The organism is Paucimonas lemoignei (assembly GCF_004342585.1).
GTDB classification, from domain to species: Bacteria; Pseudomonadota; Gammaproteobacteria; order Burkholderiales; family Burkholderiaceae_D; genus Paucimonas; species Paucimonas lemoignei.
The window spans coordinates 703,986-720,510 of the sequence record NZ_SLZQ01000001.1 but is presented as its reverse complement, the minus strand read 5'-3'; the positions used below and the strand labels follow the sequence as shown (position 1 = coordinate 720,510).

15 protein-coding genes are annotated in these 16,525 nt (G+C 57.9%); 13 read left to right on the top strand and 2 right to left on the bottom strand.

Annotation, left to right across the window (positions count from 1 at the left end):
• Nucleotides 1–32: 32 nt before the first annotated feature.
• From pstB to EDC30_RS03080, 5 genes are all read left to right on the top strand, one after another.
• Nucleotides 33–797, top strand: a complete 765-nt coding sequence (gene pstB, locus EDC30_RS03100; protein WP_243656625.1) for a phosphate ABC transporter ATP-binding protein PstB — start codon at nucleotides 33–35, stop codon at nucleotides 795–797.
• A 30-nt stretch (nucleotides 798–827) separates the two neighbouring features.
• Nucleotides 828–1,523, top strand: a complete 696-nt coding sequence (phoU, locus tag EDC30_RS03095) for a phosphate signaling complex protein PhoU (RefSeq protein WP_132257141.1) — start codon at nucleotides 828–830, stop codon at nucleotides 1,521–1,523.
• A 9-nt stretch (nucleotides 1,524–1,532) separates the two neighbouring features.
• Nucleotides 1,533–2,222: a phosphate regulon transcriptional regulator PhoB gene (gene phoB / locus EDC30_RS03090; protein ID WP_132257139.1), complete on the top strand. Its 690-nt coding sequence runs from the start codon at nucleotides 1,533–1,535 to the stop codon at nucleotides 2,220–2,222.
• On the top strand, nucleotides 2,219–3,538 hold the full coding sequence (gene phoR, locus EDC30_RS03085; RefSeq protein WP_132257137.1) for a phosphate regulon sensor histidine kinase PhoR: 1,320 nt from the start codon (nucleotides 2,219–2,221) through the stop codon (nucleotides 3,536–3,538). Before phoB ends, phoR begins: the two co-directional genes overlap by 4 nt.
• Nucleotides 3,539–3,650: 112 nt before the next feature.
• On the top strand, nucleotides 3,651–4,586 hold the full coding sequence (locus EDC30_RS03080; RefSeq protein WP_132257135.1) for a patatin-like phospholipase family protein: 936 nt from the start codon (nucleotides 3,651–3,653) through the stop codon (nucleotides 4,584–4,586).
• 28 nt (nucleotides 4,587–4,614) lie between these two features.
• Here the strand turns inward: EDC30_RS03080 and EDC30_RS03075 are convergent, their stop codons facing one another.
• The gene (locus tag EDC30_RS03075; RefSeq protein ID WP_243656633.1) at nucleotides 4,615–5,067 is read right to left on the bottom strand and encodes a C40 family peptidase; all 453 of its coding nucleotides are present in this window, start codon (nucleotides 5,065–5,067) and stop codon (nucleotides 4,615–4,617) included.
• Nucleotides 5,068–5,392: 325 nt separating this feature from the next.
• Between EDC30_RS03075 and EDC30_RS03070 the strand changes: the two genes are divergently transcribed.
• From EDC30_RS03070 to EDC30_RS03050, 5 genes are all read left to right on the top strand, one after another.
• Complete coding sequence (locus tag EDC30_RS03070) at nucleotides 5,393–6,538, top strand: response regulator (RefSeq protein ID WP_424446894.1); 1,146 nt, start codon at nucleotides 5,393–5,395, stop codon at nucleotides 6,536–6,538.
• Nucleotides 6,539–6,725: 187 nt separating this feature from the next.
• Nucleotides 6,726–7,907 carry a glutamine-hydrolyzing carbamoyl-phosphate synthase small subunit gene (gene carA / locus EDC30_RS03065; protein WP_132257132.1) on the top strand — a complete coding sequence of 394 codons (1,182 nt, stop codon included), beginning with the start codon at nucleotides 6,726–6,728 and terminating at the stop codon, nucleotides 7,905–7,907.
• Nucleotides 7,900–11,130: a carbamoyl-phosphate synthase large subunit gene (gene carB, locus EDC30_RS03060; RefSeq protein WP_132257130.1), complete on the top strand. Its 3,231-nt coding sequence runs from the start codon at nucleotides 7,900–7,902 to the stop codon at nucleotides 11,128–11,130. The genes carA and carB overlap by 8 nt, the downstream gene beginning before the upstream one ends.
• Nucleotides 11,131–11,218: 88 nt before the next feature.
• Nucleotides 11,219–11,695, top strand: coding sequence for a transcription elongation factor GreA (gene greA, locus EDC30_RS03055; RefSeq protein ID WP_132257128.1), 477 nt, complete (start codon nucleotides 11,219–11,221; stop codon nucleotides 11,693–11,695).
• Between the two features lie 2 nt (nucleotides 11,696–11,697).
• Complete coding sequence (locus tag EDC30_RS03050) at nucleotides 11,698–12,156, top strand: DUF4149 domain-containing protein (RefSeq protein ID WP_132257126.1); 459 nt, start codon at nucleotides 11,698–11,700, stop codon at nucleotides 12,154–12,156.
• Nucleotides 12,157–12,339: 183 nt separating this feature from the next.
• Here the strand turns inward: EDC30_RS03050 and yhbY are convergent, their stop codons facing one another.
• Nucleotides 12,340–12,813 (bottom strand): ribosome assembly RNA-binding protein YhbY, encoded by a 474-nt coding sequence (gene yhbY / locus EDC30_RS03045; protein WP_132257124.1) that lies wholly within the window; start codon nucleotides 12,811–12,813, stop codon nucleotides 12,340–12,342.
• A 37-nt stretch (nucleotides 12,814–12,850) separates the two neighbouring features.
• Between yhbY and EDC30_RS03040 the strand changes: the two genes are divergently transcribed.
• From EDC30_RS03040 to folP, 3 genes are all read left to right on the top strand, one after another.
• Nucleotides 12,851–13,495 carry an RlmE family RNA methyltransferase gene (locus EDC30_RS03040; RefSeq protein ID WP_132257123.1) on the top strand — a complete coding sequence of 215 codons (645 nt, stop codon included), beginning with the start codon at nucleotides 12,851–12,853 and terminating at the stop codon, nucleotides 13,493–13,495.
• Between the two features lie 168 nt (nucleotides 13,496–13,663).
• Nucleotides 13,664–15,544, top strand: coding sequence for an ATP-dependent zinc metalloprotease FtsH (gene ftsH / locus EDC30_RS03035; protein ID WP_132257121.1), 1,881 nt, complete (start codon nucleotides 13,664–13,666; stop codon nucleotides 15,542–15,544).
• A gap of 130 nt (nucleotides 15,545–15,674) precedes the next feature.
• Nucleotides 15,675–16,511 (top strand): dihydropteroate synthase, encoded by an 837-nt coding sequence (folP, locus tag EDC30_RS03030; RefSeq protein ID WP_132257120.1) that lies wholly within the window; start codon nucleotides 15,675–15,677, stop codon nucleotides 16,509–16,511.
• Nucleotides 16,512–16,525: the final 14 nt, after the last annotated feature.

Sequence of the window (16,525 nt, the reverse complement as noted above, 5' to 3'; positions counted from 1 at the left end):
ACGACCAATTTATGATGAGTGATCTCGCAACGATGTCTGACACTGTCAAGACCATCGAAATCGGCAATCTGAATTTTTACTACGGGGGTTTCCAGGGCTTAAAGAACATCAACCTGGACATCCATGAGAAAAAAGTCACCGCATTCATCGGCCCGTCCGGCTGCGGCAAGTCGACCCTGTTGCGGACAATGAACCGCATGTATGACCTGTATTCGGGCCAGCGTGCCGAGGGCAGGATCATGTACCGCGGCCATAACATTCTGGATGCAGGCTTGGACGTTAACATGCTGCGTGCCAAGATCGGCATGGTGTTCCAGAAGCCGACGCCGTTCCCGATGTCGGTGTATGAAAACATCGCCTTCGGCGTGCGCCTGTATGAAAACCTTTCCAAGGGCGAGATGGATGAGCGCGTCGAATGGGCCTTGAAAAAGGCGGCGCTGTGGAGTGAGGTCAAGGACAAGCTCAACAAGAGCGGCCTGTCGCTGTCCGGCGGCCAGCAGCAGCGCCTGTGCATCGCGCGCGGCGTGGCGGTCAAGCCCGAGGTGTTGCTGCTGGACGAGCCGACCTCGGCATTGGACCCGATCTCGACCGTCAAGATCGAGGAACTGATCGGCGAACTCAAGGAGGATTACACCATCATCATCGTCACCCATAATATGCAGCAGGCAGCCCGCTGTTCCGACTATACCGCCTACATGTACCTGGGCGAGCTGGTGGAATTCGGCGAGACGGATCAGATTTTCATGAATCCGGTAAAGAAAGAGACCCAGGATTACATCACCGGCCGTTTCGGTTAAGCCGGCCAACGAGATGCAAGGAGCAGGGATATGACGGGCGAGCACTCTTCCAAACAATACGACATGGATCTGGAAACCATCCGTTCCAGGGTCTTGCAGATGGGCGGGCTGGTGGAAAGCCAGTTCCAGGATGCGATGCGCAGCTTCCGCAACGGCGACAGGGAGCTGGCGCAGCAGGTGATCAATGGGGATGAGCAGGTCAATCGCCTCGAAATCCTGCTTGACGATACCTGCAACCACCTCATCGTCAAGCGCCAGCCGGCTGCTAACGATTTGCGCATGGTGATGTCGACCGTCAAGATAATCACCGATCTCGAACGCATCGGCGACGAAGCCGTGAAGATCGCGCGGGTAGCATCGAACCAGGCTGAGCGCGGCAATGGGCTGAACCAGTACGAATTCGTGCGCGTCATCGCCGAACGCGCGAAGGAGTTGTTGCACGAAGCGCTGGATGCCTTCGCCCGCAAGGATGAAAAGCAGGCGACCAGGCTGATCGCGCAAGATGCCATCATCGATCATGAATACAGTATCATCATGCGCAGCCTGATCACTTACATGATGGAAGATCCTCGCACGATTTCGACGGCCCTGGACGCTATCTGGGTGGCGAAGGCGATCGAGCGTATCGGCGACCATGCCACGAACATTGCGGAATACGTAGTTTATGTCGTCGAAGGCAAGGATATCCGGCACAGCGACTACGTCACTACCAAACTGGAACAATGACCGAAATTTATGTCGGCCGATAAAACCACGATTCTCATTGTCGAAGACGAACCCTCGATCGTCGAGCTGGTCAGTTTTACCCTGAAAGAGGCTGGCTGGCAAACGCTCGCCGTGCATACCGCCGGCGAAGCCTGGGAATGTCTGCAGCGCCGTACGCCGCACCTGGTGTTGCTGGACTGGATGCTGCCCGACCAGGCCGGCATCCGCCTGCTGTCGCGCATCCGTGCCGACCGCCAGCTGCAGTCGCTGCCAGTCATCATGCTGACGGCGAAAAGCATGGAAGAAGACAAGGTCGCCGGGCTCGACCAGGGGGCCGACGATTACATCACCAAGCCATTCTCGCCGCGCGAACTGGCGGCGCGTATCAAGGCGCTGTTGCGCCGCAAGAGCCCTGAGCATGCGCAAGACCTGATTTCCATCGGCCCGGTCACGCTCGATCCGGGCAGCCACACCGTCACGCTGAATGGAGAAAAGATCGAGATCGGCCATGCCGAATACCGCCTGTTGAAGTTCTTCATGGTGCATCCGGAACGCGTCTTCTCACGCAACCAGCTTCTCGACAAGGTCTGGGGCGACCATGCCGTGATTGAAGAACGCACGGTCGATGTGCATGTGCTGCGCCTGCGCAAGGCGCTGAAGGATGCCGAATCCCTGATCAAGACGGTGCGCAGCGTCGGCTACATGCTTTCTGAAAAATGAACCCGCAACTGCTGTTCTGGATTCCCGCCGCACTACGGCTGCTGCTAGTCATTATCGGCGCAGGCATCGTATGGGCATTTTTCGGCCCGATAACGGGCCTGGCTTTTGCTTTTCTGGCTGTGACGGTGCTGGCTTTTCTGCAGTTGTACTATTTGAACCGGCTCGACAACTGGCTGGATAATCCGGAAAGCAAAAAAATGCCGGATGGGTTCGGTGCCTGGACGGACGTCTTTGCGCGCCTGTACAAGATGCGGCGCGACGACGAACGTAACCAGGCCGAACTGGCGGAATGGCTGGCGCGATTTCGGCAGGCCATGAGTCTGCTCCCCGATGGCGTGGTCATCATGGATGACGTCCTGTTTCTGGAATGGTGCAACCCCGTCGCGCAGGCGCATCTCGGGCTTGACCTGGAGCGCGACAAGGGCATGCGCGTCACCAATCTCGTCCGCCATCCGGCATTCATGGATTACATCATCCTGGGGCGTTACGACGAGCCGCTGACGCTTACCCTGCGCGGCCGCAAGCTGGTGGCCCATATCATTCCCTTCGAAAATCGCCGGCAGATCCTGGTGACGCACGATGCCACCGAATCCGAGCGGATCGACAAGATGCGCCGCGACTTCATCGCCAATGCTTCGCATGAATTGCGCACGCCGCTGACCGTGATTAACGGCTTCCTCGAAATCGCCGCCCAGCCGAATCTCGATCCCGCCACGCGCCAGGCGCACATCAAGCTGATGAGCGAGCAGGGCCAGCGCATGCAGAACCTGGTGGAAGACATGCTGACGCTAAGCCGCCTGGAGTCCGCCGATCTGCCGCTGCATGCGGAACGGGTCGACATCAAGGCATTGCTGGAACAAATCCATCGCGAAGCGAACGTGCTGTCGGGAGGTCGTCATGTCATAAGCCTCACCGTGACCGGGCCGGATATCAAGGGCAATGTCGAAGAACTGCGCAGCGCTTTCACCAATCTCGTGACGAATGCCATTCGTTATACGCCGGCTTCCGGAAAGATCGATCTGGTGTGGGCAGAGACGGAGGAGGGGCCGCAGTTTTCCGTGCGCGATTCCGGCATTGGCATCAGTCCCGAACACCTCGCTCGGCTGACCGAGCGCTTCTATCGCGTGGATAAAAGCCGTTCACGGGAAACGCAGGGCACGGGATTGGGACTCGCCATCGTCAAGCATACCTTGCTGCGCCACAATGCCACGCTTGCGATTGAATCGATCGCCGAAGAAGGCAGTGTATTCATCGCCAAGTTCCAGAAAAATAGTATTTATTATGAAAATGGCCGACTCCCGGAACACAAGGGATAATCCGCCGAGCGGAGTCTTGCATTGACAGCAAGATTGCGCGTTTCGTTTCTACGCAGCACAATTCAGGTATTCTTTTCTTGCTTAATCGCATTTCCGCGATAGCCGTGCTGCCATGTTATTTGTTCGCATTCGTGTTTTTTCTATCCTGTTTTCCCTTATTGCCGTACTTGGTGCCTGCAGCACTCCCGCTCCCATCGTGTCGAGCGCTCCGCCGTCGACGGCGCTGCCAGTAGCAATTGCGCAACCCAAGCCTCCCCGCCCTGTAAAGATCGGTTTGGCGCTGGGAGGCGGAGCCGCGCGCGGGTTTGCCCACATCGGCGTCATCAAGATACTGGAATCGCAGGGCATCGTTCCGGATATCGTCGTCGGCACCAGTGCGGGCAGCGTGGTCGGCGCGCTTTATGCCGCAGGTAACAACGGCTTTACCTTGCAAAAGATGGCGCTGGAAATGGAGGAGGGAGCCATTTCGGATTGGTCCGTCCCGCTCTTCTCGCGCTCGAGTGGTGTTTTCAAAGGCGAGGCCCTGCAAAACTATATCAATAAGGCCGTGCACGACCTGCCGCTGGAAAAAATGAAAATTCCTTTCGGTGCGGTGGCTACCGATTTGCGTAGCGGTACGCCGATGGTGTTCCGCAAGGGGAATACCGGCCTCGCGGTGCGCGCTTCCTCGGCGGTGCCCAGCGTGTTCCAGCCGGTGCAGGTCGGAACCCATACTTATGTCGATGGTGGCCTTGTCTCGCCGGTGCCGGTGCGGATCGCCCGTGAAATGGGGGCCGACTTTGTCATCGCCGTGAATATTTCCTCGCAGCCGAACGTCCAGCCTGCTTCCTCTTCTCTGGAAGTCTTGCTGCAGACGTTTGCAATCATGGGGCAGAGCATCAATCAGTACGAGCTGAAAGAGGCTGACGTAGTGATCAAGCCGAACCTGGGTACGATGAAGGGGGCCGATTTCGGCGGACGCAATTTGGCGATTCTGGCCGGCGAACAGGCGGCGCTGGCCCAGCTGGCTGAAATCAGGCAAAAACTGCAGGCAATGCGCCAGCGTTAAAGGAAGCGATGTCGGAAATTAAAGCAGCTTAATTGCTGCTTTCAGGCTCGTTGATGCGGCGGGCGCCATTGAATCGCGCCTTCCAATAGGCCACATCCATATCTTCGATGCGCACCTGGCCGCCGGCGGAAGGCGAGTGAATGAACTTGTTATTTCCCAGATAGATTCCGACATGGGAAAAGCTGCGGCGCAGGGTGTTAAAGAACACCAGGTCGCCGGGGCGCAGCTCATGCCGGTCCACCTGCTCACCGGCCCGGCTGATTTCTTCCGCCGTACGGGGCAATACCGTTCCCCAGGCTTGCTTGAAAACGTGGCGTACCAGTCCGCTGCAATCGAGTCCGGTCTCCGGCGAATTGCCGCCCATCTTGTACCTTATGCCGATCATGCTCATGGCTTGCAAAGCTACTTCCGATGCGCGATTGGTGAATTCCTTGAATCTGCTGACCGGTGCGCTCAACTGCGGCAACATCGGATCATCCATGCTCTCGACAGCCGCAGCCGGTTGGCTGACCAGCATAGCGCCCGCCAGCACCGAATACAGCACGCAATGACGAAATCGATGAGAATGATTGAAAATTATCATTTTGATAATTTATGCAAATTGACACAGCGAATGTAAGCGAAAGCGTTGTTACTGTCAAAAATTGTTGCCAATCAATTTCCTTCCATATAGAGTGCCAGCATAGTTAATGTTTCCGTGTAGCATGCTTAGACATCCTCCAAATGACATTCCGGTCAAGCCTCGCGTCCTGATCGCAGATGATTCCAGGATCGTACGGGCAACGCTAATCAAGCATATCCAGGGCATGTTCGACTTCCGCGAAGCGCTGAACGGCGAAGAAGCCTGGGAAACTTTGCTGATCGACCCGAATATCCGCGTCGTCATTACCGACCTGTCCATGCCTCGGCTGGATGGCTACGGCTTGCTCAAGCGTATCCGCTCTTCGGAAATCAGCCGGATCCGTAACCTCCCTGTCGTGGTTGTATCGGGAAGCGACGAACAATCCGAACGCGATCGTGCCAAGGCCGCGGGCGCCAATGATCTGATCACCAAAGGCATCGATACGGCGCAGTTATTGTCGCGCCTGGATGTACTGGCCAAGCTGGTGAATACGCAGCGCGAATTCGAGCGCAGCCTGGAAGTGCTGGCCAAGAACGTCAATTCCGCCCCCCAATTGCAGCTGGCAACGCCGGAAGGCCTGGATTCGCATGCGCAAAAGGCGTTGACCATCGCTTTAGGCAACCGGAAGAACTTCGTCATCCTGAATGTCATGGTCGGCTTGCGGCACAACCAGCTTGACGGCCAGGTCATGATGCCGCCTCCTTCTGTCGTGCATGCCGTTGGCCAGTTATTGCAGCGTACCATCCGCCAGTCCGACCGAGTTGCACAGACTGGCGAGGCGGAATTCACGCTGGCGACCGGCAGTATTCACTTCGACGCGGCGCGCAATTTCGCCCAGCGCATCTGCCGCGCAATTTCCAATGCCAACATGGTGCGCGACGAGCATATGTCGTTCATCGCCAGCTGTGGAGTGGCGTCCCTGTCGGAGCGTTACGAAGAAGGCGAAGTCAGGCCGAGTCTGGCGGAATTGAAAGAAACTGCTAAACGCCGGGCGCAACTGGGCCTGAATCTGGCTACTACGGGCGTAGTGGGCACCGAAGAAGAACTGGCGTTCGGCCGGGATGGTCGCCTGCCGGCTGTTCTTCCGGTTGAGGCGCCGGTCGCCACAAAAGAAGAGCAGGGCGCGGTTGTTGTGCGCTCCACCCTGTCATTTCATCAGCCGCAGGACGCGCAAGATAATCAGCCGGCGGAGCCGATTGAATTATCGACCCTGGTGCGCTGGATTAAAGAAGGCAAGCAGGACAAGGTATTGCAACATATGCAGGAATTGTCTGATGAGCTGCAGCCTCTCGTCGAGCTGCTGATGCGGCAAGCTCAAGGGCAGAATTAGAACCACCAGCTTTGCTCGAAAAGGGCTTTTGCGCTATAATCGTACGGTTTAACTAATTTCCACCGTCGTAGCGCATAACCCCCTTCCCATCGTCCCCGAGCGGCCTGTATTTTGCCCGCACGTTTTCGTGCGCGGTGACGGGTCGAGCAGGCACGGCGCAGCGACGGTAACATTTCAGGAGTTACCCTTGCTGCCTTTTTCTTCTGGCCAAACAGTACCGGCCATCCTGGCTCTCGCAGACGGGTCGATTTTTCAGGGCTATTCCATCGGCGCTCCCGGGCAGACCATCGGGGAAGTGGTGTTCAACACTTCCATCACTGGCTACCAGGAAATCCTGACCGACCCCAGCTACAACCGTCAGATTGTCACACTGACTTATCCCCACATCGGCAATGTCGGCATCAATCCCGAGGACGTCGAAGCTTCCCGTATCCATGCGGCCGGCCTGATCATCAAGGATCTGCCGCTGCTGGCTTCGAACTTCCGTTCGCGCCAGACCTTGTCGGAATACCTCAAGGCTGAAGGCGTCGTCGGCATCGCCGGTATCGACACCCGCAAGCTGACCCGACTCCTGCGCGACAAAGGCGCGCAGAACGGCGCCATCATCGCCGGGCACGGCATCTCAGCAGAACAGGCTATCGACCTGGCGCAGTCCTTCCCTGGACTGGCAGGCATGGACCTGGCAAAAGTCGTGTCGGTCACCAAGCCGTATGTCTGGAACGAGACGGAGTGGAAGCTGGGCGAAGGCTACGGCAAGCAGATCGCGCCGAAATACCACGTGGTCGCTTTCGACTATGGCGTCAAGTACAACATCCTGCGCATGCTGGCCGAACGCGGCTGCAAGGTGACGGTGCTGCCGGCGCAATCAACCGCCGCCGACGCGCTGGCACTGAACCCGGACGGCATCTTCCTGTCCAACGGCCCCGGCGATCCGGAGCCATGCGATTACGCGATTGCTGCCACCCGTGAGCTGATTGACCGTGGCCTTCCGACTTTCGGCATCTGCTTGGGTCACCAGATCATGGCGCTGGCCTGCGGCGCCAAGACCGTCAAGATGAAAACCGGCCACCACGGCGCCAATCACCCGGTGCTCGACGTCGATACCAAGCAGGTGATGATCACCTCGCAAAATCACGGCTTTGCAGTCGATACCGAGACCTTGCCGGCCAATTGCCGCGTCACCCATGTGTCGCTGTTCGACGGCACGCTGCAAGGTTTCGAGCGCACCGATCGCCCGGCATTCTGCTTCCAGGGCCACCCGGAAGCCTCGCCCGGCCCAACTGATATTGCACCCTTGTTCGATCGCTTTATCGCGCTCATGGCGGACGCAACCAAGCAGGCAAAGACGGAGAAACAGAAACATGCCTAAGCGCACAGACATTAAAAGCATTCTAATCATTGGCGCCGGCCCGATCATCATCGGCCAGGCGTGCGAATTCGACTATTCCGGCGCCCAGGCCTGCAAGGCCCTGCGCGAGGAAGGCTACAAGGTCATCCTGGTCAACAGCAACCCGGCCACCATCATGACCGACCCGGAAATGGCCGATGTGACCTACATCGAGCCGATCACCTGGCAAGTGGTGGAGCGCATCATCGACAAGGAACGTCCGGACGCGATCCTGCCGACCATGGGCGGCCAGACCGCGCTGAACTGCGCGCTGGACCTGTGGCGCAACGGCGTGCTCGACAAGTACAAGTGCGAGCTGATCGGCGCGACCCCGGAAGCCATCGACAAGGCCGAGGACCGCTCCAAGTTCAAGGATGCGATGACCAAGATCGGCCTGGGCTCGGCACGCTCGGGCATTGCCCATACTCTGGAAGAATCCTGGGCCGTGCAGAAGGAAATCGGTTTCCCTGTCATCATTCGTCCGTCCTTCACCATGGGTGGCACTGGCGGCGGCATTGCCTATAATGCCGAAGAATTCGAAACCATCTGCAAGCGCGGCCTGGAAGCTTCGCCCACCTCGGAACTCCTGATCGAGGAATCGCTCCTCGGCTGGAAAGAGTACGAGATGGAAGTGGTGCGCGACAAGAAAGACAACTGCATCATCGTCTGCTCGATCGAAAACCTCGATCCGATGGGCGTGCACACCGGCGACTCCATCACCGTGGCGCCGGCGCAGACCCTGACGGACAAGGAATACCAGATCATGCGCAACGCCTCGCTGGCGGTGCTGCGCGAGATCGGCGTGGATACCGGCGGCTCCAACGTTCAGTTCTCGGTCAATCCGAAAGACGGCCGCATGATCGTCATCGAGATGAACCCGCGCGTCTCGCGTTCCTCGGCGCTGGCATCCAAGGCAACCGGCTTCCCGATCGCCAAGATCGCTGCCAAGCTGGCCGTGGGCTTCACGCTGGATGAATTGCGTAACGAAATCACCGGCGGCGCTACCCCGGCATCCTTCGAGCCGTCGATCGATTACGTCGTCACCAAGATCCCGCGCTTCGCCTTCGAGAAATTCCCGACTGCCGACGATCACCTGACCACCCAGATGAAATCGGTGGGCGAGGTGATGGCGATCGGCCGCACCTTCCAGGAATCCTTCCAGAAAGCCCTGCGCGGCCTGGAAGTCGGCGTCGACGGCATGAACGAGAAAACCACCGACCGCGAAAAAATCGAGGAAGAGCTGGGCGCGCCGGGGCCGGAGCGCATCTGGTACGTCGGCGATGCGTTCGCACATGGCTTCTCGCTGGAAGAAGTGCATCAGCTGACCTCGATCGACCCATGGTTCCTCGTGCAGATCAAGGAAATCGTCGATATCGAACTGTGGCTGGAAACCCAGACACTGGACGCGCTCGACCGTGACACCCTGTTCCGCCTGAAACAAAAGGGCTTTGCTGACCGTCGCCTGGCCAAGTTGCTGAAGACGACCGATACCGCTGTGCGCGAAAAGCGCCGTGCGCTCAATGTTCGCCCGGTATTCAAGCGCGTCGATACCTGTGCCGGCGAGTTCGCCACGAACACCGCTTACATGTACTCGACCTACGATGAAGAGTGCGAGTCGAATCCGACCGACAAGAAGAAGATCATGGTGCTGGGCGGCGGTCCGAACCGCATCGGCCAGGGCATCGAGTTCGACTATTGCTGCGTGCACGCGGCGCTGGCGATGCGCGAAGATGGCTATGAAACCATCATGGTCAACTGTAATCCGGAAACCGTGTCGACCGACTACGATACCTCCGACCGTTTGTACTTCGAGCCGCTGACGCTGGAAGACGTGCTGGAAATCGTCGACAAGGAAAAACCCCACGGCGTGATCGTGCAGTACGGCGGCCAAACCCCGCTGAAGCTGGCACTGGACCTCGAAGCCAACGGCGTGCCCATCGTCGGCACGTCGCCGGATATGATCGATGCTGCCGAAGACCGCGAGCGCTTCCAGAAGCTGCTGAACGACCTTGGCTTGCGTCAGCCGCCCAACCGTACCGCGCGCACCGAAGAGGAGGCCTTGAAGCTGGCGCAGGAAATTGGCTATCCGCTGGTGGTGCGTCCGTCGTATGTTCTGGGCGGCCGCGCCATGGAAATCGTCCATGAGCAGCGCGACCTCGAGCGTTATATGCGTGAAGCGGTCAAGGTGTCGAACGAATCGCCGGTGCTGCTGGATCGCTTCCTGAATGATGCCATCGAATGTGACGTGGATTGCCTCTCCGATGGCAAGCGGACCTTCATCGGCGGCGTCATGGAGCACATCGAACAAGCCGGCGTGCACTCGGGCGACTCGGCTTGCTCGCTGCCGCCGTATTCGCTCAAGCAGGAAACCATTGACGAACTCAAGCGCCAGACAGCGGCCATGGCCAAGGGCTTGAACGTCGTGGGCTTGATGAACGTCCAGTTCGCCATCCAGCAGCAGGAAGTGGATGGCAAGGTCGAAGACATCGTCTACGTGCTGGAAGTGAACCCGCGCGCTTCGCGCACCGTGCCGTTCGTCTCCAAGGCCACCGGCCTGCAGCTGGCGAAAATCGCCGCGCGCTGCATGGTCGGCCAGTCGCTGGAAAGCCAGGGCATCGGCAATGAAGTCGTGCCGCCGTATTTCAGCGTCAAGGAAGCCGTGTTCCCGTTCGTGAAATTTCCGGGCGTCGACACCATCCTCGGCCCGGAAATGAAATCGACCGGCGAAGTCATGGGCGTGGGCAAGACCTTCGGCGAAGCCTTCGTCAAGTCGCAACTGGGCGCCGGCGTCAAGCTGCCGACTTCCGGCAAAGTGTTCCTGTCGGTTAAAGCAGGAGATAAGCCGCGCGCTGTTCAGGTTGCGCGTGACCTAGTGCAGATGGGCTTCCAGATCGTGGCGACCAAGGGCACTGCCGCAGCGATCGAAGCTGCCGGCGTGTCAGTGACGACGATTAACAAGGTAGTCGAAGGCCGTCCGCACATTGTCGATATCATCAAGAACAATGAAATTGCCCTGGTGATCAACACGGTCGAAGAAAAGCGTAATGCCATCGTCGATTCGCGCGCCATCCGTACCTCGGCGCTGGCGGCTCGCGTGACGACTTTTACCACCATTGCCGGCGCGGAAGCTGCGGTGGAAGGCATGCGCCATCTTAATGCCTTGCACGTCTACGATTTACAAGGCTTGCATAAGTCTTTACACTAACTTAACCTGAAATATCTTCACAGAGGTCACAGAAAGTGTCTTAGGACACGGTTTGTGACCTCTGTGTTTTCTTTAAGAGTATAAAAATATGAGCACAGTACCGATCACCAAGCGCGGCGCCGAATTGCTGAAAGAGGAATTGCATCGTCTGAAGACCAAGGAGCGTCCGGCCGTCATCAATGCCATCGCCGAGGCACGCGCGCAGGGCGACCTGTCGGAGAACGCCGAGTACGATGCCGCCAAGGAAAAGCAAAGCTTTATCGAAGGCCGTATCGCAGAGCTGGAAGGCAAGCTTTCCGCAGCGCAGATCATCGATCCGACGACGCTCGATGCGGAAGGCCGCGTCGTGTTTGCTTCCACGGTGGACCTGGAAGACCTCGAAAGCGGCCAGAAAGTCACTTATCAGATCGTTGGTGAAGACGAGGCGGACCTGAAAGAATTGAAGATTTCCGTGACTTCGCCGATCGCACGCGCCCTGATCGGCAAGTATGCCGGCGACGTCGTCGAGGTCAATGCGCCTTCCGGTCCGCGCGAATACGAAATTCTGGAAGTAAAGTACATCTGAGCATGGTGGAGGCTCGCGCACGGGTGGTGCTGGCCACGCTTTGGGTCGGCAGCCTGTGGACTATCGGCTATATCGTCGCGCCGACCTTGTTCGCGACCCTGGAGGACCGCGGACTGGCAGGAACGCTTGCCGGCCGGATGTTCCAGGTCGAAGCGTGGATTACCATTGCTTGCGCAGTGATGCTGGCGATTCTGGTCATGCGCGCAGGCGAGGCGTATGAGTCGCTTCAGCGCAAGCATCTCCTGATTGTCATCGTCTTAATGCTGCTGTGCACTGTCATCAGCCATTTCGGCATCCAGCCATTCATGGCCGAGCTACGGGCAAGCGTGCCGGCAGGCGGGGTCATGAATGCAGAAACCGCCGCCAGGTTCGGCAAGCTGCATGGCGCATCGAGCGGAATCTACCTGGTGCAAAGCATGCTGGGCCTGGTGCTGGTTCTGAAATTGTTTCGCGTGAAGTAGGGCGCGAAACAGTGGGTGACAGTATCTCTGATCCGGTGTCCATGGACCGGGCCCGGTAGAAAGGCAGTCGCTGGAAAGCCTCGTGTCAGCATATATCGGCAGCAAACAATGCGAACAGGCCGGTGCGGCGATATCGCGGTGCGCCGGGCGAAAAGCCCGGTTGGCACAATGGCTGCAACCGCTTTAGCCGCGACTGGAGAGTGCTTTCTTCGTGCTGGTCTGGCGCGGCTTGGCGCGCTTGACCGAGCCGCCCGCGGTGACGCGTTCATTACCCTTCAGAAGAACCTTGGTTACCGAAGGCTTCTTGGTGCCGGTACGGCTGGGCTTGACGATGGTAACTTCACGCATGCCCTTGCCGCGTTTCTCGCTGGCTTCCTTGGCTTTTTCCTTCTTGGGGCGGTAAATCACCAGCAGTTTGCCGATATGCTGCACCGGTGCGGCATCGAGTTCTTTGCAAATGGTGTCGTAAATCGCGATGCGCTCTTCGCGCTCGTCGCCGAATACCCGGACCTTGATAAGGCCATGGGCATTCAGGCTGGCATCGATTTCCTTCATGACCGCCGGGGTCAGGCCGGATTCGCCAATGATGACTACCGGATTGAGAGCGTGGGCCTCGGCGCGCAAGGCGCTGCGTTCGGCTGGGGTTAGGTTCAGCATAAATTTAAATATCCTTTAAAAGCAGTATTCTACGCGAATGGCAAAAAATAAATTCAACAAGAACTGGATCCACGACCACGTTAACGACCCTTTCGTCAAACAGGCGCAGAAAGAGGGTTACCGGGCGCGGGCCGTATACAAGCTCAAGGAAATCGACGAGGCCGAGAAGCTGATCAAGCCGGGCCAGATCATCGTCGACCTGGGCTGCACGCCGGGCAGCTGGTCGCAGTACGTGCGCAACAAGCTGGCCGGGCAGGCCGGAGGCGGCATCAACGGCACGATTATCGGTTTGGACATTCTGCCAATGGAGCCGATCGCCGATGTGCATTTCATCCAGGGCGATTTTCGCGAAGATTCCGTGCTGGCGCAGCTGGAAGAGCTGGTCATCGGGCGCAAGGTGGATCTCGTCTTGTCGGACATGGCGCCCAACCTGTCCGGCGTAGCCGTGGCCGATGCCGCACGGGTCGAGCACATTATCGATCTGGCCCTCGATTTTGCCCTGGCCCACCTGAAACCTTCAGGTGCCTTGCTCGTCAAATGTTTCAACGGTACGGGATATAACGAGATCCTGGAAAAATTTCGGCACGAGTTCAAGACGGTCGTATCGAAGAAGCCGAAAGCCAGCAGGGATAAGTCTTCCGAGATATTCCTGCTGGGAAAAACCCTCAAAAATCCTGCCTGAATGTTGTTAAGTGCGAAGAAATGCCGCAGAGTTGTAATTTGAGTCTTGATTTTGAACATATTCAGCCCCACATGCTGCCTAGCAAGCGCCTGTTATTGCGAGTAGAATCGTAAAAATGCACGCTGTAAAAAGCCGAAATGGGCGCAATGTCGCGCCGAAGGAGTCCTAGTGAACAACATGTTTTCCAAAGCCGCTGTGTGGGTGGTGATCGCGCTGGTGCTGTTTACTGTATTTAAACAGTTCGACGGGCGTTCTCTGGCCAATGGCGCAACGCCGATTCCCTACTCGGAATTCCTCGACGAGGTCAAGGCCAAGCACATCAAGGAAGCGACCATCGAGGAGCGGACTTTGGTGGCAACCACGACCGATGGCAAGAAAATCAAGACTGCCATTACCTATCTTGACCGCGGTCTGATCGGCGATCTGATCAACAATGGCGTCAAATTCGACGTGCGCCAGCCGGAAGAGCCTTCCTTCCTGTCGCAAGTCTTCATTTCCTGGTTCCCGATGCTCTTGCTGATCGGCGTGTGGATTTTCTTCATGCGCCAGATGCAGGGTGGCGGCAAGGGCGGTGCTTTCTCGTTCGGCAAGTCGAAGGCACGCATGCTGGATGAGAACAACAATGCGATCACCTTTGCCGACGTGGCCGGCTGCGACGAAGCCAAGGAAGAAGTGCAGGAATTGGTCGATTTCCTGCGTGATCCGACCAAGTTCCAGAAGCTGGGTGGACGTATCCCGCGCGGCGTGCTGATGGTCGGTCCGCCGGGCACCGGTAAGACCCTGCTGGCGCGTGCCATCGCCGGCGAAGCCAAGGTGCCGTTCTTTACCATTTCCGGTTCCGACTTCGTTGAAATGTTTGTCGGCGTGGGCGCTTCCCGCGTGCGCGACATGTTCGAGAATGCCAAGAAGCATTCGCCTTGTATCGTGTTCATCGATGAGATCGACGCCGTCGGTCGCCATCGCGGCGCCGGCATGGGCGGCGGCAACGACGAACGCGAGCAAACCCTGAACCAGTTGCTGGTCGAGATGGATGGCTTCGAAGCCAACCAGGGCGTTATCGTTATCGCTGCGACCAACCGTGCCGATGTGCTGGATAAAGCATTGCTGCGTCCGGGTCGCTTCGACCGCCAGGTGATGGTCGGCTTGCCGGATATCCGTGGCCGCGAGCAGATCCTGTACGTGCACATGCGCAAGGTGCCCATCGCTCCTGACGTCAAGGCCGATGTTCTGGCACGCGGTACCCCCGGGTTCTCCGGTGCCGATCTGGCCAACCTGGTCAACGAAGCTGCGCTATTTGCCGCTCGCCGTGGCAAGCGCCTGGTGGAAATGCAGGATTTCGAGGATGCCAAGGACAAGATCGTCATGGGTCCCGAGCGAAAGTCCGCTGTCATGCGCGAAGAGGAGCGCGTCAATACTGCATACCACGAGTCCGGTCATGCAGTGGTGGCGAAGCTCTTGCCGAAGGCTGACCCGGTGCATAAGGTTACGATCATGCCGCGCGGCTATGCATTGGGCCTTACTTGGCAACTCCCGGAGCATGACCGCGTGAACATGTACAAGGACAAGATGCTGGAGGAAATCGCCATCCTGTTCGCCGGCCGTATCGCTGAGGAAGTGTTCATGCATCAGATGTCCACCGGCGCATCGAACGACTTCGAGCGCGCGACCAAGTTGGCGCGTGCGATGGTGACGCGCTACGGGATGTCCGAATCCTTGGGCACGATGGTGTACGAAGATAACCAGAACGACGGTTACTTCGGCGGCACGTCCAAGACCATTTCGGAAGCGACGCAGCAAAAGGTTGACGCCGAAATTCGCAATATCCTGGATACGCAATATGCATTGTCCCGCAAGCTGATCGAGGAAAACAGCGACAAGGTGGAGATGATGGCCAAGACCCTGCTGGAATGGGAAACCATCGATGCCGATCAAATCAACGACATCATGGCAGGTCACGAACCGCGTCCGCCGAAGGCTGGCATTCCGGTGAAGCGTACTCCGACCGATGCGTCGGGCGGCGTCTCGCCGAACGCTACGGCACCGGCTTAATCCGTGATGCGTTAAACAACTGTGTTTTCCATTAGGGTGAGGCATTGTCCTCACCCTTTTTATTTTGAAATCAGGTTCGCTGAGCCTGCCAAGGAAAGGTATTCAGATTTCGTTTTTTGAATGGAGAGGTATGCAAGAGATTTTGCAGTGCGGGCGTTACCGGCTTCGGCTAGGCCGGGAAGATCGTCCGCTGGTCATGGGAATTTTGAACGTAACGCCGGATTCGTTTTCCGACAGCGGCCAGTTCATGCCGCTGGAATCGGCGCTGGAGCGGGTCGAGCAAATGATTGCCGAAGGCGTCGACATGATCGATATCGGCGGCGAATCGACACGCCCTGGCGCACCGGTCGTGCCCCTGGAAGAAGAACTGCGGCGTGTCATCCCCGTCATCTATGCCCTGCGCGACTGCGGCAAGCCCTTGTCGATCGATACCTACAAGCCGGAAGTCATGCAGGAAGCGCTATTGGCAGGCGCAGACATGATCAATGATATCAATGGGTTTAATGCCCCCGGAGCATTGAGTGCAGTCAAGGATGCTGATTGCGGACTATGTATTATGCACATGCAACGCAATCCGCAAACCATGCAGGCTGCGCCACACTATGATGACGTGGTGGGGGAGGTTGGCGATTATTTATCGCAACGCGTGGAAGAAATGAGTGCCGCAGGTATCGCGCGTTCCCGTCTGTGTATCGATCCTGGTTTCGGTTTCGGTAAAAGCCTTGCGCATAATCTTGAATTGCTAAAAAATCTCGAGTCGCTCATCCAGAAAGCCGAAGTGCCGCTGCTGGCCGGCATGTCACGAAAGTCCATGATCGGTGCGATAACCGGCAAGCCAGTCGAGGATCGCATGGCGGGAAGCGTTGCCGCTGCGCTGGTGGCGGCAGAGCACGGAGCGCGCATCGTGCGTGTGCATGATGTGGCTGCGACAGTGGATGCGATCAAGGTTTGGCATGCTGCCAGGTAGAGCAGCAACTCATC